The sequence below is a fragment of the uncultured Parasphingorhabdus sp. genome, from assembly GCF_963677535.2.
Taxonomy (GTDB): domain Bacteria; phylum Pseudomonadota; class Alphaproteobacteria; order Sphingomonadales; family Sphingomonadaceae; genus Parasphingorhabdus.
Genome location: NZ_CAXXUT010000001.1, coordinates 1,338,320 through 1,354,881, shown reverse-complemented (window position 1 = coordinate 1,354,881; position 16,562 = coordinate 1,338,320). Strand labels below are relative to the sequence as shown.

Annotated in this window: 25 protein-coding genes and 1 pseudogene; all 26 read left to right on the top strand. The window is 56.0% G+C overall.

Annotation, left to right across the window (positions count from 1 at the left end; all coding sequences use genetic code 11):
• The first annotated feature begins 201 nt into the window (after positions 1-201).
• Complete coding sequence (rpsL, locus tag ACHZCJ_RS06500; protein WP_067198316.1) at positions 202-573, top strand: 30S ribosomal protein S12; 372 nt, start codon at positions 202-204, stop codon at positions 571-573.
• A 22-nt stretch (positions 574-595) separates the two neighbouring features.
• Complete coding sequence (gene rpsG, locus ACHZCJ_RS06495; RefSeq protein WP_089132924.1) at positions 596-1,066, top strand: 30S ribosomal protein S7; 471 nt, start codon at positions 596-598, stop codon at positions 1,064-1,066.
• Between the two features lie 222 nt (positions 1,067-1,288).
• On the top strand, positions 1,289-3,382 hold the full coding sequence (gene fusA, locus ACHZCJ_RS06490) for an elongation factor G (RefSeq protein ID WP_159640623.1): 2,094 nt from the start codon (positions 1,289-1,291) through the stop codon (positions 3,380-3,382).
• 152 nt (positions 3,383-3,534) lie between these two features.
• Complete coding sequence (tuf, locus tag ACHZCJ_RS06485; protein ID WP_159640626.1) at positions 3,535-4,725, top strand: elongation factor Tu; 1,191 nt, start codon at positions 3,535-3,537, stop codon at positions 4,723-4,725.
• Between the two features lie 122 nt (positions 4,726-4,847).
• Positions 4,848-5,159, top strand: coding sequence for a 30S ribosomal protein S10 (gene rpsJ, locus ACHZCJ_RS06480; protein ID WP_066744965.1), 312 nt, complete (start codon positions 4,848-4,850; stop codon positions 5,157-5,159).
• A gap of 194 nt (positions 5,160-5,353) precedes the next feature.
• On the top strand, positions 5,354-6,205 hold the full coding sequence (gene rplC / locus ACHZCJ_RS06475) for a 50S ribosomal protein L3 (RefSeq protein ID WP_321324864.1): 852 nt from the start codon (positions 5,354-5,356) through the stop codon (positions 6,203-6,205).
• Positions 6,206-6,208: 3 nt separating this feature from the next.
• Positions 6,209-6,835, top strand: coding sequence for a 50S ribosomal protein L4 (rplD, locus tag ACHZCJ_RS06470; RefSeq protein WP_321324862.1), 627 nt, complete (start codon positions 6,209-6,211; stop codon positions 6,833-6,835).
• Positions 6,828-7,136, top strand: coding sequence for a 50S ribosomal protein L23 (locus ACHZCJ_RS06465; protein WP_067198324.1), 309 nt, complete (start codon positions 6,828-6,830; stop codon positions 7,134-7,136). The genes rplD and ACHZCJ_RS06465 overlap by 8 nt, the downstream gene beginning before the upstream one ends.
• Before the next feature lie 6 nt (positions 7,137-7,142).
• Positions 7,143-7,979, top strand: coding sequence for a 50S ribosomal protein L2 (gene rplB / locus ACHZCJ_RS06460; protein WP_159640635.1), 837 nt, complete (start codon positions 7,143-7,145; stop codon positions 7,977-7,979).
• 2 nt (positions 7,980-7,981) lie between these two features.
• The gene (gene rpsS, locus ACHZCJ_RS06455; RefSeq protein ID WP_089132919.1) at positions 7,982-8,257 is read left to right on the top strand and encodes a 30S ribosomal protein S19; all 276 of its coding nucleotides are present in this window, start codon (positions 7,982-7,984) and stop codon (positions 8,255-8,257) included.
• A complete protein-coding gene (gene rplV / locus ACHZCJ_RS06450; RefSeq protein ID WP_159640638.1) occupies positions 8,257-8,640 on the top strand; it encodes a 50S ribosomal protein L22 in 384 nt (127 codons plus the stop codon). The genes rpsS and rplV overlap by 1 nt, the downstream gene beginning before the upstream one ends.
• A gap of 2 nt (positions 8,641-8,642) precedes the next feature.
• Positions 8,643-9,344 carry a 30S ribosomal protein S3 gene (rpsC, locus tag ACHZCJ_RS06445; protein ID WP_159640641.1) on the top strand — a complete coding sequence of 234 codons (702 nt, stop codon included), beginning with the start codon at positions 8,643-8,645 and terminating at the stop codon, positions 9,342-9,344.
• A gap of 24 nt (positions 9,345-9,368) precedes the next feature.
• Complete coding sequence (gene rplP, locus ACHZCJ_RS06440; RefSeq protein ID WP_159640644.1) at positions 9,369-9,800, top strand: 50S ribosomal protein L16; 432 nt, start codon at positions 9,369-9,371, stop codon at positions 9,798-9,800.
• Between the two features lie 5 nt (positions 9,801-9,805).
• Complete coding sequence (gene rpmC, locus ACHZCJ_RS06435) at positions 9,806-10,024, top strand: 50S ribosomal protein L29 (RefSeq protein ID WP_159640647.1); 219 nt, start codon at positions 9,806-9,808, stop codon at positions 10,022-10,024.
• Between the two features lie 9 nt (positions 10,025-10,033).
• Positions 10,034-10,276 (top strand): annotated as a pseudogene (rpsQ, locus tag ACHZCJ_RS06430) (30S ribosomal protein S17); the annotation flags it as partial.
• 185 nt (positions 10,277-10,461) lie between these two features.
• Entirely contained in the window at positions 10,462-10,830 is a 369-nt protein-coding gene (rplN, locus tag ACHZCJ_RS06425) for a 50S ribosomal protein L14 (protein ID WP_089132913.1), read from the top strand.
• Positions 10,831-10,832: 2 nt separating this feature from the next.
• Positions 10,833-11,156 carry a 50S ribosomal protein L24 gene (gene rplX / locus ACHZCJ_RS06420; RefSeq protein WP_089132912.1) on the top strand — a complete coding sequence of 108 codons (324 nt, stop codon included), beginning with the start codon at positions 10,833-10,835 and terminating at the stop codon, positions 11,154-11,156.
• On the top strand, positions 11,149-11,736 hold the full coding sequence (rplE, locus tag ACHZCJ_RS06415) for a 50S ribosomal protein L5 (protein WP_159640653.1): 588 nt from the start codon (positions 11,149-11,151) through the stop codon (positions 11,734-11,736). Before rplX ends, rplE begins: the two co-directional genes overlap by 8 nt.
• Positions 11,737-11,773: 37 nt before the next feature.
• On the top strand, positions 11,774-12,079 hold the full coding sequence (rpsN, locus tag ACHZCJ_RS06410) for a 30S ribosomal protein S14 (protein ID WP_159640656.1): 306 nt from the start codon (positions 11,774-11,776) through the stop codon (positions 12,077-12,079).
• Positions 12,080-12,091: 12 nt separating this feature from the next.
• Positions 12,092-12,487 carry a 30S ribosomal protein S8 gene (gene rpsH / locus ACHZCJ_RS06405; protein WP_067198345.1) on the top strand — a complete coding sequence of 132 codons (396 nt, stop codon included), beginning with the start codon at positions 12,092-12,094 and terminating at the stop codon, positions 12,485-12,487.
• A 2-nt stretch (positions 12,488-12,489) separates the two neighbouring features.
• On the top strand, positions 12,490-13,023 hold the full coding sequence (gene rplF / locus ACHZCJ_RS06400; protein WP_089132909.1) for a 50S ribosomal protein L6: 534 nt from the start codon (positions 12,490-12,492) through the stop codon (positions 13,021-13,023).
• Between the two features lie 3 nt (positions 13,024-13,026).
• Entirely contained in the window at positions 13,027-13,380 is a 354-nt protein-coding gene (rplR, locus tag ACHZCJ_RS06395) for a 50S ribosomal protein L18 (RefSeq protein ID WP_159640662.1), read from the top strand.
• Between the two features lies 1 nt (position 13,381).
• The gene (gene rpsE / locus ACHZCJ_RS06390; protein WP_159640665.1) at positions 13,382-14,143 is read left to right on the top strand and encodes a 30S ribosomal protein S5; all 762 of its coding nucleotides are present in this window, start codon (positions 13,382-13,384) and stop codon (positions 14,141-14,143) included.
• 6 nt (positions 14,144-14,149) lie between these two features.
• Complete coding sequence (gene rpmD / locus ACHZCJ_RS06385) at positions 14,150-14,326, top strand: 50S ribosomal protein L30 (protein WP_089132907.1); 177 nt, start codon at positions 14,150-14,152, stop codon at positions 14,324-14,326.
• Positions 14,327-14,393: 67 nt separating this feature from the next.
• Positions 14,394-14,948, top strand: a complete 555-nt coding sequence (rplO, locus tag ACHZCJ_RS06380) for a 50S ribosomal protein L15 (protein ID WP_089132906.1) — start codon at positions 14,394-14,396, stop codon at positions 14,946-14,948.
• Positions 14,949-15,147: 199 nt separating this feature from the next.
• Positions 15,148-16,521: a preprotein translocase subunit SecY gene (gene secY, locus ACHZCJ_RS06375; protein WP_159640671.1), complete on the top strand. Its 1,374-nt coding sequence runs from the start codon at positions 15,148-15,150 to the stop codon at positions 16,519-16,521.
• Positions 16,522-16,562: the final 41 nt, after the last annotated feature.

Here is a 16,562-nt window from a genome sequence, read left to right as displayed (position 1 = left end):
TTCGCGTACAAGGTCCCCAGAAACCCACGCCAACACCCTTGACCCCAACCCGAATCCCGTCTAAGGGCCGCGCTTCCGCTTCTTCGGGCTCCGCTCGACGCCGCAGAAAACTTACATAGGCAAAACACTTGCCGCCACATTGGGCGGTGAGAGTAACCCCTGCATCATGCAGGACCATTTCTACTATAAGGTGAAGACTTTATGCCAACGATTAACCAGCTCGTCCGTAAAGGGCGGGTGCCCCAGAAGACGAAGTCCAAGGTGCCGGCCATGGAAGCCAACCCACAGAAACGTGGCGTTTGCACCCGTGTCTACACAACGACTCCAAAGAAACCAAACTCCGCTCTGCGTAAGGTTGCCAAGGTTCGCCTGACCAACCAGCGCGAGGTCATCAGCTATATTCCCGGTGAAGGCCACAACCTTCAGGAACATAGTGTTGTCCTGATCCGCGGCGGTCGTGTTCGCGATCTTCCCGGTGTGCGTTATCACGTCCTGCGCGGCGTTCTCGATACCCAGGGTGTCAAGGACCGGAAGCAGAGCCGTTCGAAATATGGCGCCAAGCGTCCTAAATAATCCAGTTTCGGAGTTATAAGATATGTCACGTCGTCGTCGTCCCGAAAAACGGGTGATCCTGCCCGATCCGAAATTCAAGGATCTGGTGCTTTCGAAATTCATGAACAACCTGATGATGGATGGTAAGAAATCCACCGCAGAACGGATTGTTTATGGTGCATTTGACAGCGTTGAAGCCAAGGCCAAGAAAGACCCGCTTCAGCTGTTCCATGATGCGCTCAACAACATCAAGCCGGGTATTGAAGTCCGCAGCCGCCGTGTCGGTGGTGCGACCTATCAGGTTCCCGTCGAAGTGCGTCCCGAACGTGCGCAGGCTCTGGCCATCCGCTGGATGATTGCCGCCGCTCGCGGTCGCAGCGAAACCACAATGGCAGCGCGTCTGTCGGGTGAAATTCTGGACGCTTCCAACAATCGTGGCAACGCGGTGAAGAAGCGGGAAGATGCGCACAAGATGGCGGAAGCCAACCGTGCCTTTGCTCACTACCGCTGGTAATTGGCGCTGGTAACTCGCGCTGGTAGATAATTTAAACCGTTTGTACCGGGTCTGACAAAGGGCGCTCCCCGCCGGAAAGTTTCTTTCCCCAACGGGCGCTTCGGCAGGCCCGGTACGAACGGATTTTAAAACTGGTTACGAATTAAACAGGGCTGGCATTGTTCAGCCCATTTCACTATAGGGCGGCCAGAATTTGGTTCCCCACATACTGGAGTAAAGACTATGGCACGCAGCCATCCGCTCGAACGATATCGCAATATCGGCATTATGGCCCATATTGACGCTGGCAAGACAACGACCACCGAACGTATTCTCTATTATACGGGCAAGTCCTACAAGATCGGCGAAGTGCATGATGGCGCGGCGACGATGGACTGGATGGAGCAAGAGCAGGAGCGTGGTATCACCATTACCTCCGCTGCGACCACCTGTTTCTGGAATGCCGAAGACCGCAAGGGGCCAGAGCACCGGATCAACATCATCGACACCCCGGGCCACGTTGACTTTACCATTGAGGTCGAGCGTTCGCTGCGTGTGCTCGATGGCGCGGTTGCCTGCTTCGACGGTGTTGCCGGCGTCGAACCACAGTCCGAAACCGTATGGCGGCAGGCTGACAAATATAAAGTGCCGCGGATGTGCTTCATCAACAAGCTCGACCGCACCGGCGCCAACTTCAAGTTCTGCGTCGATTCGATTGTTGAGCGTCTCGGCGCGACTCCGGCTGTTCTCTATCTTCCGATCGGCATCGAGGCGGATCTGGTTGGCCTGGTCGACCTCGTCAACCAGCGTTCGATCACCTGGAAGAACGAAGATCTGGGTGCCGAATATACCTATGGCGACATTCCTGCGGACATGGCCGACGAAGCGGCTGAATATCGCGAGAAGCTGATCGAGCTTGCTGTCGAGCAGGACGATGATGTCATGGAGCAATATCTCGAAGGCAACGAGCCTGATGTCGCGACCCTGAAGGCGCTGATCCGCAAGGGTACGCTGAACCAGAGCTTCGTGCCTGTGCTGTGCGGCTCCGCGTTCAAGAACAAGGGCGTCCAGCCTCTGCTCGACGCGGTTGTCGACTATATGCCAAGCCCGCTCGACGTTCCGGCCATCAAGGGCGTGAAGCTCGACGGCGAGACCGAAGATACACGGCCATCGTCCGATGACGAGCCATTCTCGGCGCTGGCGTTCAAGGTCATGAACGATCCGTTCGTGGGCACGCTGACCTTCTGCCGCATCTATTCCGGCAAGCTGGAAAAGGGCACCTTGCTGAACTCGGTCAAGGACAAGAAGGAAAAAGTCGGCCGTATCCTCGAAATGCACTCCAATGACCGTAAGGACATTGAAGAGGCATTCGCCGGCGACATCGTCGCTCTGGCGGGTATGAAAACGACCACCACCGGTGACACGCTGTGTGATGCTGCGCACCCGATCATTCTGGAGCGGATGGAATTCCCCGAGCCGGTGATCGAGCTTTCGGTGGAACCGAAGACCAAGGCCGACCAGGAAAAAATGGGCGTTGCCCTGAACCGTCTGGCGGCTGAAGATCCAAGCTTCCGTGTTTCGACGGACCACGAATCGGGCCAGACGATCATCAAGGGCATGGGCGAGCTTCACCTCGACATTCTCGTCGATCGCATGAAGCGCGAATTCAAGGTCGAAGCGAATGTCGGTGCGCCGCAGGTGGCCTATCGCGAATCGCTCGGCAAGGCTGTCGACATCGATTATACGCATAAGAAACAGTCCGGTGGTTCCGGCCAGTTCGCGCGTATCAAGTTTGAAGTCACGCCAGGCGAGCGTGGATCGGGCATTACCTTTGAAGACGAAATCAAGGGCGGTAATATTCCGAAAGAATATATCCCTTCGGTTGAAAAAGGCATGCGCGAAACCGCTGAAACCGGTTCGCTGATCGGCTTCCCGATCATCGACTTCAACATCCGTGTCTATGACGGCGCCTATCATGACGTCGACAGCTCGGCGCTGGCTTTTGAAATCGCGGCCCGTGCAGCAATGCGCGAAGCGGCGCAGAAGTCCGGCATCCGGCTGCTCGAACCGATCATGAAGGTTGAAGTCATTACGCCGGAAGAATATCTTGGTGACGTTATCGGCGATCTCAACTCCCGCCGTGGCCAGATCCAGGGTACGGACACGCGCGGTATCGCCCAGGCTGTGGACGCCATGGTGCCGCTGGCCAATATGTTCGGTTATGTGAACGAGCTGCGTTCTTTCACGCAGGGCCGGGCGCAATATTCGATGCAATTCTCGCATTATGAAGAAGTGCCGAGCAACGTGGCTGAAGAGATCAAGGAGAAAATGGCTTAACCGCCACTCCTTTTCGAGGTAACGCGCTTTCCTTTTGCTCCGGTCTGGCTGGAAATTCCCCCGACCGGCAAAAGGGTGTTGACAGAATTAGAGAGTCTCGCCAAAGCGCGGCGCAGACTATCAAGACGATAGAAAATCAGAGGTAATATAAAATGGCTAAAGAGAAGTTTGAGCGCAACAAGCCGCACTGCAACATCGGCACCATCGGTCATGTTGACCACGGTAAAACGACGTTGACCGCGGCGATCACCAAGGTTCTTGCTGAAACCACCGGCGGTGCAGCAGTGGACTTCGCAAATATCGACAAAGCTCCTGAAGAGCGTGAGCGCGGCATCACCATTTCGACCGCGCACGTCGAATATGAAACCGAAGCTCGCCACTATGCGCACGTCGATTGCCCAGGCCATGCTGACTATGTTAAAAACATGATCACCGGCGCGGCGCAGATGGACGGCGCCATTCTCGTGGTTAACGCTGCCGACGGCCCGATGCCACAGACCCGCGAGCACATCCTGCTTGCTCGTCAGGTTGGTGTTCCGGCGCTGGTTGTTTTCATGAACAAGGTTGATCAGGTCGACGACGAAGAGTTGCTCGAGCTGGTTGAAATGGAAATCCGCGAATTGCTTTCGTCTTACGATTTTGACGGCGACAATATTCCAATCGTTGCTGGTTCTGCACTGGCTGCGCTGGAAGGCCGCGACGACAATATCGGCAAGGAAAAAATCCTTGAACTGATGAAGGCCGTTGATGAATTCATTCCTCAGCCAGAGCGTCCGGTTGACCAGGACTTCCTGATGCCAATCGAAGACGTGTTCTCGATCTCGGGTCGTGGTACGGTTGTTACCGGCCGTGTCGAAACCGGCATTGTGAATGTTGGCGACGAGTGTGAAATCGTCGGTATCAAGGATACCACGAAGACCACTGTTACCGGTGTTGAAATGTTCCGCAAGCTGCTCGACTCCGGTCAGGCTGGCGACAATATTGGTGCTTTGATCCGTGGTGTTGACCGTGATGCGGTTGAGCGTGGCCAGGTTCTCTGCAAGCCGGGTTCGATTACCCCGCACACCGAGTTCTCGGCTGAAGTTTACGTGCTGTCGAAAGACGAGGGTGGTCGTCATACGCCTTTCTTCGCCAACTATCGTCCGCAGTTCTACTTCCGCACGACCGACGTGACCGGCGAAGTGATCCTTCCCGAAGGCACCGAAATGGTCATGCCTGGTGACAATGTCACCATCGGCGTGAAGCTCATTGCTCCAATCGCCATGGATCCAGGTCTCCGCTTCGCTATTCGCGAAGGTGGACGCACCGTTGGATCAGGGGTTGTCAGCAACGTAACAAAGTAATATAGGAACGCCTCGCTGCCCGGATCGGTGATTCGGGCAGCCAGTTTTTTCGCCGCTCCGGCCGTTTTCAGTAGAAAATCGGAGCGGTTTATTTTTGGCTCTTTGACATTGGTAACAGGTACATGGAAACGCAAAATATTCGCATTCGCTTGAAGGCATTCGATCATCGGGTTCTCGATCAAGCGACCGGCGATATCGCTGACACCGCTCGCCGCACTGGCGCGCTCATCCGTGGACCGATACCTTTGCCAACGCACATTGAAAAGTTCACCGTTAACCGCGGGCCGCACGTCGATAAAAAGTCGCGTGAGCAGTTCGAGGTGCGGACCTATAAACGGCTGCTCGACATCGTGCAGCCCACGCCGCAGACGGTCGATGCTTTGATGAAGCTTGACCTCGCTGCTGGTGTAAACGTCGAGATCAAACTGGCCTGAGCCAGCTGATCTGGCATCTCCGCCCAGGCGGAGAATGGACAACGACAGGATACCGCCGGATTTAACCGGGCAGCGTCCTCCGTCTCGTTCCGGACTTTCCGGAACAATTACAGCCCGGACGGGGTGACGCATGACAATTTGGGCTGGCAAGCCGGACGAAATGGTTCGTTCGGCCTCTGTGAAGGAGATTGATCGTGCGTACAGGCGTGATCGCGAAGAAAATGGGGATGACCCGCTTGTTTCAGGAAGATGGTCGGCATGTGCCGGTTACCGTTCTTTCCCTGGAAGAATGTCAGGTTGTTGGAGCCCGCAATCAGGAACGTGATGGCTATTTTGCCGTTCAGCTTGGTGCCGGTGCCCGTAAAGCGAAAAATGTAAACAAGCCACAGCGTGAAGCTTTCGCCAAGGCGGAAGTCGAGCCAAAGGCGCGGGTTGCCGAATTCCGGGTCGATAGCGAAGACGCTTTGCTCCCCATCGGTGCTACCGTAACTGCTGACCATTTCATTGCCGGCCAGATGGTCGATATCCAGGGTGTTACCCAGGGCAAGGGCTTTGCCGGTGCGATGAAGCGCTGGGGTTTCGGCGGTATGCGTGCAACTCACGGTGTTTCCATCTCTCACCGTGCGCACGGTTCTACTGGTCAGAACCAGGATCCGGGCAAGGTGTTCAAGGGCAAGAAGATGGCCGGTCACATGGGTGCGCGCAATCGCACGCAACAGAATCTGGAAATCGTCCGGACAGACGCTGATCGCGGCCTGATCTTTGTGCGCGGCAGCGTCCCCGGTTCAAAGGGTGGCTGGCTGCTGGTCAAGGACGCCGTCAAGGTTGCTCTTCCCGAAGGCGTTCCATTCCCCGGTGCCATGCGCCGCAATGCGGATGAAACGGCGACCGAAGATGCGCCTGCCGGCATGATCGAGGCGGATGCAGCGATTGAAACGCCTGCTGGTCCAACCGATGCAGAAGTAGCGGCGGCAGCCGACGCTCCCGCGGAAAAGCCTGCTGAGGAGAAATCCGATGCCGCAGATGATGCAGGGAAGGAGGGCTAAGCCATGAAATTGAAAGTGAAAACCCTCGACGCGAAAGCCAAGGGCGACATCGAATTGAACGATGACGTATTCGGCATCGAAGCGCGTGCAGATATTCTTCACCGTGTCGTCAACTGGCAGCGTGAGAAAGCGCGCGGAACGGCTCGTCCGACCCGCGAGCGTTCGGACATTGCCCGTACCGGCAAGAAGTTCGGCAATCAGAAGGGCGGCGGTACCGCTCGTCACGGCGATCGTCGCGCCCCTATCTTCATCGGTGGTGGTAAGGCTCACGGTGCGCGCAAGCGTGACTTCAATCCTTCGCTGAACAAGAAAGTTCGCGCGCTGGGTCTGAAAATGGCGCTGAGCGACAAGCTGAAGAACGACAATCTGATCGTGCTTGAAAATATCGAGCTGAAGGAAGCCAAGACACAGGCGCTCCTGGCCAATATCGCAAAGCTCGGTTTCGGCAAGTCGGCCCTGATCATGGATGGTGACACTGTTAACGACGCTTTCTCGAAAGCTTCGAACAACATTCCCCGTGTCAATGTGATGCCTGCTGCCGGTGCCAATGTTTATGACATTCTGAACCATGAAACCCTGGTGCTGACGCGCGCAGCGGTAGAAAAGCTGGAGGCGCGCTTCAATGGCTAAAAAAGAAGCTGTCGATATCCGTCATTATGACGTAATTGTCGGCCCGCACATCACCGAGAAATCGACCTTGCTCAGCGAACATAATGCTGTGGTGTTCAAGGTTGCGAATACCGCAACCAAGCCGCAGATCAAGGCAGCCATCGAGGCGTTGTTTGATGTCAAAGTCAAGAACGTCAATACGCTGGTGCAAAAGGGCAAGACCAAGAAGTGGAAGGGGCGTCCCTACACTCGCAACGACATCAAGAAGGCTGTTGTCACCCTGGCTGAAGGCCAGACCATTGACATCACCACGGGAGTTTAAGGGCACATGGCATTAAAATCCTATAAACCGACAAGCCCCGCCCGGCGTGGTCTTATCCTGGTCGACAAGAGCGGCCTGTGGAAAGGCAAGCCTGTCAAGAAGCTTGTTGAAGGCAAGAACAAGACGGGTGGCCGGAACAATAAGGGTCATGTCACCTCGCGCGGCATCGCCGGTGGTCATAAGCAGAAATATCGTCTCGTCGATTTCAAGCGGCGCAAATGGGATATGGCTGCGACGGTAGAGCGGATTGAATATGATCCCAACCGCACCGCCTTTATCGCGCTGATCAAATATGACGACGGCGAACTGGCCTATATTCTCGCGCCACAGCGTCTTGACGTTGGTGACAGCGTGGTGGCCGGCAAGAAAACCGACGTGAAGCCCGGCAACGCCATGTTGCTGTCGCAGATGCCGGTTGGCACGATCGTTCACAATGTCGAAATGAAGCCAGGCAAGGGTGGGCAGATTGCCCGCTCGGCTGGTGCCTATGTCCAGATCGTCGGTCGTGACCGCGGTATGGTTATCGTTCGGCTGAAAAGCGGCGAGCAGCGCTATCTTCGTTCCGACTGCATGGCGACCGTTGGTGCGGTTTCCAACCCGGACAATTCGAACCAGAATTTCGGCAAGGCAGGCCGTACCCGCTGGAAGGGACGTCGTCCTCTTACCCGCGGTGTTGCGAAAAACCCAGTCGATCACCCGCATGGTGGTGGTGAAGGCCGGACTTCCGGTGGTCGTCATCCGGTTACCCCATGGGGCAAGCCAACCAAGGGTGCTCGTACCCGTAGCAACAAGTCGACTGACAAGATGATCATCCGGTCGCGTCACGCGAAGAAGAAGAGGTAAGCATGGCTCGTTCCATCAAAAAAGGTCCGTTTGTTGACCTCCACCTGCTGAAAAAAGCGCAGACTGCGCAGGAAAACAACGCACGTGCGCCGATCAAGACCTGGTCGCGTCGTTCAACCGTTTTGCCTGACTTCGTCGGCTTGACCTTCAGCGTTTACAACGGTCAGAAATTCATTCCGGTATCGGTCAATGAAGACATGGTCGGTCACAAGCTTGGCGAGTTCGCTCCAACGCGGAACTACTACGGCCACGGCGCTGACAAAAAAGGCAAGAAATAATGGGTAAGGCATCATCACCCCGCCGTGTTGGCGACAATGAAGCTTTGGCTGTAGGCAATTCCATCCGTGGTTCTGCCCAGAAGCTCAACTTGGTTGCGCAACTGATCCGTGGCAAGAAAGCGGAAGACGCACTGAACATTCTGTCCTTCTCCAAAAAGGCGATGGCCAAGGATGTCAGCAAGGTTCTCGCTTCAGCTATCGCCAATGCCGAGAATAATCACAATCTGGATGTCGACGCTTTGATCGTTCACGAAGCAAGCGTTGGCAAGTCGATCACGATGAAGCGCTGGAAAGCGCGGGCACGTGGCCGTTCAGCCAAGATTATCAAGCCATTTAGCCGCGTTCGCATCGTTGTCCGCGAGCATGAAGAGGAAGAGGCGTAACCATGGGTCAAAAGAGCAATCCTATCGGGCTTCGCCTGCAGATCAACCGGACCTGGGACAGCCGCTGGTACGCGGAAGGTTCCAATTATGGCGACCTCTTGATGGAAGACATCAAGATGCGCAAATATATCTTCGAAACCCTGCCTCAGGCAGCGATCTCGAAGGTTGTGATCGAGCGTCCGGCCAAAACCTGCCGCGTTTCCATCTATGCTGCCCGTCCCGGTGTCATCATCGGCAAAAAAGGCGCGGATATTGAAAAGCTGCGCCGCAAGCTGAGCGAAATGTCGTCTGGCGACGTTTCCCTGAACATCGTTGAAATCCGCAAGCCGGAAGTTGACGCGAAGCTGGTAGCGCAGGGCATTGGTGATCAGCTGATCCGCCGCGTTGCTTTCCGTCGTGCCATGAAGCGCGCGGTTCAGTCGGCTCTGCGTCTCGGCGCCGAAGGTATCAAGATCGTTTGCGGTGGTCGTCTTGGCGGAGCAGAAATTGCCCGCGTTGAATGGTATCGTGAAGGCCGCGTGCCGCTGCATACGCTGCGCGCCAATATCGACTATGCTGAATATGAAGCGCTCACCGCTTACGGCATCATCGGTATCAAGGTCTGGATTTTCAAAGGCGAGATATTGGGTCACGACCCGATGGCTCAGGACCGGTTGAATGTTGAAGCACAGACGTCCGGCGTCCGTCCGCAGCACCAACGTTGATTTTTGAGGAATAGGTAGAGCATCATGCTGCAACCCAAGAAACATAAGTTCCGCAAGGCTTTCAAAGGCCGGATTAAAGGCAAGGCCCCTGGTGGCACCAGCCTGAACTTCGGTAGCTATGGCCTGAAAGCCATGGAGCCTGACCGGATTACCGCGCGTCAGATCGAGGCGGCTCGCCGTGCGATCACGCGTCACATCAAGCGTCAGGGCCGGTTGTGGATCCGGGTATTTCCGGATGTGCCAGTGTCCAAGAAGCCTGCCGAAGTTCGTCAGGGTAAGGGTAAGGGCTCGGTTGAATATTGGGCTGCTCGGGTAAAACCAGGCCGGATTCTGTTCGAACTGGACGGCGTTCCCGGACCGATTGCAGCAATTGCTTTCGAGCGGGCGGCGATGAAGCTCCCGATCAAGACAAAGGTTGTGGCTCGCCTCGGCGATACGTCACATCTGGAAGGTTAAGCTAGATGAGCATGAAAACTGAAGATTTGCGGACCAAAACCGACGATCAGCTCGAGACCGAACTGGGCGAACTGAAGCGTGAGGCCTTTAACCTGCGCTTTCAGGCTGCGACCAATCAGCTCGAAAAACCAAGCCGGACGCGGGAAGTGCGTCGCACGATTGCCCGGATCAAAACATTGCAGACCGAGCGTGCAAACGCGGCTGCTGCAGAAGCTAAGGCGTAAGGAACCGATATGCCAAAACGTATTCTCACCGGCACGGTCGTGTCAGACAAGGGCGACAAAACCGTTGTCGTTAATGTCGAGCGCAAGGTGAAGCACCCGCTTTACGGGAAAATCATCCGGCGTTCGAAGAAATATCACGCCCATGACGAGAACAACGAGATGAGCATGGGGGAAACCGTGCGCATTGAGGAAACCCGTCCGATTTCCAAGTTGAAGACCTGGAAAGTACTGGAGCGGGTCGGCGCAGCAGCCGGCGTCGCAACGCCGACCGTGAGCGAAATTACGGCCGGAGATCCCAAGGACGAGAAAGTCAAGGCTCCGGAAAAGCCGGAAGCTGAAGCGGCCGCGGGCGAATAATTTAGAATATCCCGGATCTGCCGGGGTGACGAAGTAGGAAACGCCTGGCTAGCCGGGTATATGAAGAAGGAATTGGATCCATGATCCAGATGCAATCGAACCTGGAGGTCGCTGACAATAGTGGCGCCAAACGCGTGCAGTGCATCAAGGTGCTGGGCGGCTCGAAGCGTCGCTTTGCCGGCGTCGGCGACATCATTGTCGTGTCGATCAAGGAAGCAGCGCCGCGTGGCAAGGTCAAGAAGGGCGACGTTCACCGCGCGGTGATCGTCCGCACCAAGAAGGACATCCGTCGTAAGGATGGTTCTGTCATTCGGTTCGACAGCAATGCTGCGGTTTTGGTGAACAACAACCAGGAGCCAATCGGCACCCGTATTTTTGGCCCCGTGGTTCGTGAACTGCGTGCGAAAAAGCATATGAAAATCATCAGCCTTGCGCCGGAGGTACTTTAATCATGGCCAATGCAAAAATCAAAAAAGGCGATACCGTCGTTGTTCTGTCCGGCAAGGACAAGGGCAAGTCGGGCGAAGTCACCAAAGTGATGCCGAAAGATGACAAGGTCATCGTTTCCGGTGTGAACATCGCTGTTCGTCACCGCAAGCCAACCCAGGCTAATCCCCAGGGTGGCCTCGAGCGACGCGAAGCAGCGATGCACATCAGCAAAGTGGCTGTGGCGGATCCGAAAGACGGCAAGCCGACCCGCGTCAGATTTGAAAAGACAGAAGACGGCAAGATGCAGCGTATCGCTGTAAAGTCCGGGGAGAAAGTCGATGGCTGATAAAAAATATATCCCCCGCATGCGCAAGAAATATGACGATGAAATCGTCAAGGCGATGCAGGAAAAGTTCAACTACACCAACCCTATGGAAGTCCCCCGGATTACCATGGTCACCATCAACATGGGTGTTGGCGAAGGTAGTCAGGACAAGAAGAAGGTTGCCAGTGCTGCAGCCGAAATGGAACTGATTGCCGGCCAGAAGCCGGTAATCACCAAGGCGAAAAACTCGATCGCAACGTTCAAATTGCGTGAAGGTATGCCGATCGGCTGCAAGGTCAATCTGCGTCGGGAACGGATGTACGAATTTCTCGATCGTCTGGTAACCGTTGCCATGCCTCGCATCCGGGATTTCAGGGGTCTGAATCCGAAGAGCTTCGACGGACGTGGCAATTTTGCCATGGGCCTGAAAGAGCAGATCATTTTCCCCGAGATCGCCTATGACAACATTGATGTTGTTCGCGGCATGGACGTGATTGTGACGACTACAGCAAAAACAGACGACGAGGCGCGTGCGCTTCTGGCATTGTTTGGTTTCCCGTTCCCCAAAGAGGAACAATCGGAAGAAAAAGAAGCCGCGTAAGCGTGCTTCATTATACGGAAGGACGAGAACTTAAGTCATGGCGAAACTGAGTTCCATTAACAGAAACGAAAAACGCAAGCGGATGGTGAAGAAATACGCCGGCCGTTATGCGAAACTGAAAGCGATGGCAGCAGACGAGTCTCTCGACGAGACCGATCGTCTGATGGCGCGCCTCAAGATGGCGGAAATACCGCGGAACGCGAATCCAACCCGCGTACGCAACCGCTGTGAAACCACAGGACGTCCGCGCGGTTACTATCGCAAGTTCCGCCTGTGCCGCATCGAGCTGAGAGACATGGCCAATAAAGGTCTGATTCCCGGCGTAACGAAATCAAGCTGGTAAGGGAGAGATAATATGGCTTTTACCGATCCCTTGGGTGATATGCTCACCCGTATCCGTAACGGACAACAGGCTCGCAAGGACAGCGTTGTTACGCCTGCGTCCAAATTGCGCGGTGCCGTCCTCGAAGTGTTGCAGCGCGAAGGCTATATTCGCGGATACAGCGAAGAAGAGGTCAACAAGCACCCCGGTCTGCGGATTGAACTGAAATATTTTGAAGGCCAGCCGGCAATTCGCCACGTGGCTCGCGTTTCAAAGCCTGGTCGTCGTGTCTATAGCGGTTCGGAAGATCTGCCACGGGTGCGCAACGGCTTGGGCATAACAATCGTATCGACGCCACAAGGTGTTCTCTCTGACGCGGAAGCGCGACAGGCGAAGGTCGGCGGCGAAGTACTGGCTGAGGTATTCTAATCATGTCCCGTATTGGCAAAAAATCAGTGGCTATTCCGGACGGCGTCACCGCTGTCATGGAAGATGGTCTGGTCAAGGTCAAAGGTCCGAAGGGCGAGCTTTCGACCCCGATGGTTGATGACCTGACCTATGAATTGAGCGATGGTGGTTTGCAGGTTATGCCGGCGAACAAGTCGAAAAGCGCACGCGCTTTCTGGGGCATGCAGCGCACTCTGGTCCAGAACCTGGTCGAAGGCGTTACCGACGGCTTTACCAAGGTGCTGGAAATCAACGGCGTTGGTTATCGGGCCGCGGTCCAGGGCAAGACCCTGAACCTGCAGCTTGGCTACAGCCATGACGTGAACTTCGCGATCCCGGACGGTATCACGGTTAAGACACCGGATCAGACGACGATCGAGATCTCCGGCATGGACAAGCAGCAGGTTGGCCAGGTCGCAGCCGAAATCCGGCGCTGGCGCAAGCCCGAGCCGTATAAAGGCAAAGGCATCAAATATCGCGGCGAATATATTTTCCGCAAAGAAGGGAAGAAGAAATAAGCCATGGCGAATATTTCTCAGTTCAAACGGCGCCAGCAACGCGTACGCAGCAAATTGCGCAAGCGCGGGCTCTCAAAGCCTCGTTTGTCCGTGCATCGCACGAGCCGGCATATCTATGCTCAGGTTATCGACGATGCCGAGGGCAAAACGCTGGCTTCCGCTTCGACCATCGACAAGGCGTCCAAAGTCAAAACCGGCGCGGATAGCAAAGCCGCGGCCGATGTCGGCAAGCGTGTTGCCGAAGCTGCCCAGAAGGCGGGCGTTAAAGAAGTAATTTTTGACCGTGGCGGGTTTCTGTTTCACGGACGTGTGAAGGCTCTGGCCGACGCAGCACGTGAAGGCGGATTGGAGTTTTAATATGGCTGATGACAAAACAACACCAGAAGGCGCGGCGCAGCCGGGTACAACTGGCGAAGGCAATCAGCCTGAAGCAGCTGTAGCACCCGAAGCCAAAACCGGTGGTCCGGAGCGTCAGTCGCGCGGCGGAAACCGTGGCGGCGGTCGCGATAACCGCGGTGGCGGACGTGACAATCGTGGCGGCGGCCGTGGCCGTGGTGGTCGTGGTGGACGTGACAATGACGGCGGCGAAGAGCTGATCGAGAAACTGGTTCACATCAACCGCGTTTCGAAAACGGTCAAGGGCGGTAAACGCTTTGGCTTTGCTGCGCTGGTTGTGGTTGGCGACGGCAAGGGCCGCGCCGGCTTCGGTAAGGGCAAGGCGCGCGAAGTGCCGGAAGCCATTACCAAGGCAACCGCTGCTGCGAAAAAGTCGATGGTTCGTGTGCCGCTGCGCGAAGGCCGGACACTGCACCATGACGGTACTGGCCACTTCGGTGCCGGTAACGTGACCGTGCGCTCGGCGCCTCCGGGAACCGGTATCATTGCCGGCGGTCCTATGCGTGCCGTATTCGAAAGCCTTGGCGTTTCCGACGTTGTGACCAAGTCCAACGGCACCGCCAATCCTTATAACATGATCCGCGCAACCTTTGCCGCACTGGCCGATCAGTCCAGCCCGAAAGCCGTGTCCCAGCGACGTGGCAAGAAGGTTACTGACCTGTTGGCGCGTGCTGGTGGCTCGGCCGCTGAAGTGGCAGCCGATGCCGCTGCAGTTACGGAGTAATCTCTGATGGCGAAAATTAAGATCAAGCAGATTGGTTCACCGATCCGTCGTCCTGAAGTTCAGCGCAAAACGCTGATCGGTCTGGGTCTCAACAAGATGCACCGCGTATCCGAACTGGAAGATACCCCAGAAGTTCGCGGCATGATCGGCAAAGTCCATCATCTTGTAGAAGTTCTGGATTAACCCGTCTCCGTCTCGCGTCGCGGGGCGGTAATGACAGTGCGAATAAAAGCGAAAGCGAGTACCCGATATGAAACTCAACGAAATCAAAGACAACGAAGGCGCGCGCAAGTCGCGCTTGCGTATTGGCCGCGGCATTGGCTCGGGCAAAGGCAAAACCGGCGGACGCGGTCAAAAAGGCCAGAAATCCCGTTCCGGTGTTTCGATCAACGGATTTGAAGGCGGCCAGATGCCGCTCCACATGCGTCTGCCGAAGCGTGGTTTCAACAACCCGTTCGGTACCGACTATGCGGAAGTGAACCTGGGCATGATCCAGAAGTTCATCGACAACAAAAGCCTCGATGCAAAAGGCACCATCGACCATGCAACGCTGAAGGCCGCTGGCCTGGCCCGTGGCGGCAAGGACGGCGTTCGTCTGCTTGCCAAGGGTGAATTGACAGCGAAAATCACGATTGCGGTTGCCGGTGCTTCCAAGGCAGCGGTCGCAGCGGTGGAAAAAGCAGGCGGCAAGGTAGAAATTCTTGCTGCCGGTGGCGAGCGTCGTCCGAAGGGCGAGAAAAAAGCGGTGCCTTCCAAACCTGCCCGCGAGAAAAAAGCCGCCAACAGGGCGAAAAACAAAGATTGATCTTCAAGAGGCGCTAGTTTTAGCGCCTCTTTTTCTGGCCCCTTGTTTTTGATGCGCGAACATCCGATATGGGGCGGGTTGCATAGCTGCACCGGCAGCTGTTCATCTCCGAAGATTGCAACAGGCGCAATAGTTGGGGATGGGCCTCTGCCTCCGCAGGGGCGCGTTGCAAACTAATATTGGGGCAGGGAAGTCAAGCATGGCATCAAGAGCCGATCAGGTCGCAGCTAATCTAAGCCTATCAAAATTCGGCGAAGCCACCGAGCTGCGCAAGCGTATCTGGTTTACCCTGGGGGCGCTGGTCATTTTCCGGCTGCTCAGCTTCGTTCCGTTGCCCGGTGTCGATCCGGTTGTACTGGCGGATCTCTATGATCAGACCCGCGGCGGCGTGCTCGACATTTTCAATACATTTTCCGGTGGCTCGCTCGAGCGGATGAGCCTTATCGCCCTGGGCGTCATGCCCTATATTACCGCGTCGATTGTGGTCCAGCTGGCGGCGGCGCTTTCGCCGACTCTCGCTGCGGTCAAGAAAGAGGGCGAAGCCGGGCGCAAGAAACTCAACCAATATACCCGCTATGGTACGGTCGGCCTGACCGCGGTGCAGGGCTATTTCATTGCTGTCGGGCTCGAGAGCTTCGCTTCCCAGTCCGGTCTGCAGGCGGTGGTCGAACCGGGCTATATGTTCCGCATTGGCGCGGTTATCAGTCTGGTGGGCGGCACGCTCTTCCTGATGTGGCTGGGCGAACAGATTACCAGCCGCGGTATCGGCAACGGCATTTCGCTGATCATCATGGCCGGCATCGTTGCCCAGATGCCAACTTTTGTTGCCAATCTTATGGAAGGCAGTCGCACCGGCTCGATCAGCGCGCTGACGATCGTCGGCCTGATTACCATGGTTGTCGGATTGATCCTGTTCATCAGCTTCATGGAACGCGCCCAGCGACGGGTGCTGATTCAATATCCGAAGCGGGCTACCCAGCATGGTGTCATGCAGGCCGACCGGAGCCATTTGCCACTCAAGGTGAATACCGCAGGCGTGATCCCGCCGATCTTCGCTTCCTCGCTTCTGCTGATGCCGCTGACGGTCAGCCAGTTTGCCGGAAACGCGACTGCAGGGGAAACCTGGTTTGGTGATTTTGTCATCACTTTGAACCAGTATCTGGCCCATGGTCAGCCGCTCTATATGGCGCTCTATGCCGCCGGCATCATCTTCTTCTGCTTCTTCTACACCGCGGTTGTATTCAATCCGGAAGAAACCGCAGAAAATCTGAAAAAGAATGGCGGTTTCGTTCCCGGCATCCGGCCCGGCAAAAACACCGCCGACTATCTCGATTATGTGCTGACCCGGATTACCGTGGTCGGTGCGGCCTATCTCGCCTTCGTCTGTGTGCTGCCGGAATATGTCATGGCCCAGACCAGCCTTCCGATCTTCTTTCTCGGCGGCACAAGTCTGTTGATTGTTGTCAATGTGACCGTCGATACGGTGACGCAGATCCAGAGCCATTTGCTGGCGTTGCAATATGGTGATCTGCTGAAGAAGGCCAAGCTCAAGGGTGGCCGGCGAAAACGCTAGACAGGCCGGTTAATCTGACTCATCATAATTTTCAGGGGACA

Coding starts and splice junctions, on each gene's coding strand:
- rpsL (WP_067198316.1), top strand. CDS start 202: ATGCCAACGATTAACCAGCTCGTCCGTAAAGGGCGGGTGCCCCAGAAG.
- rpsG (WP_089132924.1), top strand. CDS start 596: ATGTCACGTCGTCGTCGTCCCGAAAAACGGGTGATCCTGCCCGATCCG.
- fusA (WP_159640623.1), top strand. CDS start 1,289: ATGGCACGCAGCCATCCGCTCGAACGATATCGCAATATCGGCATTATG.
- tuf (WP_159640626.1), top strand. CDS start 3,535: ATGGCTAAAGAGAAGTTTGAGCGCAACAAGCCGCACTGCAACATCGGC.
- rpsJ (WP_066744965.1), top strand. CDS start 4,848: ATGGAAACGCAAAATATTCGCATTCGCTTGAAGGCATTCGATCATCGG.
- rplD (WP_321324862.1), top strand. CDS start 6,209: ATGAAATTGAAAGTGAAAACCCTCGACGCGAAAGCCAAGGGCGACATC.
- ACHZCJ_RS06465 (WP_067198324.1), top strand. CDS start 6,828: ATGGCTAAAAAAGAAGCTGTCGATATCCGTCATTATGACGTAATTGTC.
- rplB (WP_159640635.1), top strand. CDS start 7,143: ATGGCATTAAAATCCTATAAACCGACAAGCCCCGCCCGGCGTGGTCTT.
- rpsS (WP_089132919.1), top strand. CDS start 7,982: ATGGCTCGTTCCATCAAAAAAGGTCCGTTTGTTGACCTCCACCTGCTG.
- rplV (WP_159640638.1), top strand. CDS start 8,257: ATGGGTAAGGCATCATCACCCCGCCGTGTTGGCGACAATGAAGCTTTG.
- rpsC (WP_159640641.1), top strand. CDS start 8,643: ATGGGTCAAAAGAGCAATCCTATCGGGCTTCGCCTGCAGATCAACCGG.
- rplP (WP_159640644.1), top strand. CDS start 9,369: ATGCTGCAACCCAAGAAACATAAGTTCCGCAAGGCTTTCAAAGGCCGG.
- rpmC (WP_159640647.1), top strand. CDS start 9,806: ATGAGCATGAAAACTGAAGATTTGCGGACCAAAACCGACGATCAGCTC.
- rplN (WP_089132913.1), top strand. CDS start 10,462: ATGATCCAGATGCAATCGAACCTGGAGGTCGCTGACAATAGTGGCGCC.
- rplX (WP_089132912.1), top strand. CDS start 10,833: ATGGCCAATGCAAAAATCAAAAAAGGCGATACCGTCGTTGTTCTGTCC.
- rplE (WP_159640653.1), top strand. CDS start 11,149: ATGGCTGATAAAAAATATATCCCCCGCATGCGCAAGAAATATGACGAT.
- rpsN (WP_159640656.1), top strand. CDS start 11,774: ATGGCGAAACTGAGTTCCATTAACAGAAACGAAAAACGCAAGCGGATG.
- rpsH (WP_067198345.1), top strand. CDS start 12,092: ATGGCTTTTACCGATCCCTTGGGTGATATGCTCACCCGTATCCGTAAC.
- rplF (WP_089132909.1), top strand. CDS start 12,490: ATGTCCCGTATTGGCAAAAAATCAGTGGCTATTCCGGACGGCGTCACC.
- rplR (WP_159640662.1), top strand. CDS start 13,027: ATGGCGAATATTTCTCAGTTCAAACGGCGCCAGCAACGCGTACGCAGC.
- rpsE (WP_159640665.1), top strand. CDS start 13,382: ATGGCTGATGACAAAACAACACCAGAAGGCGCGGCGCAGCCGGGTACA.
- rpmD (WP_089132907.1), top strand. CDS start 14,150: ATGGCGAAAATTAAGATCAAGCAGATTGGTTCACCGATCCGTCGTCCT.
- rplO (WP_089132906.1), top strand. CDS start 14,394: ATGAAACTCAACGAAATCAAAGACAACGAAGGCGCGCGCAAGTCGCGC.
- secY (WP_159640671.1), top strand. CDS start 15,148: ATGGCATCAAGAGCCGATCAGGTCGCAGCTAATCTAAGCCTATCAAAA.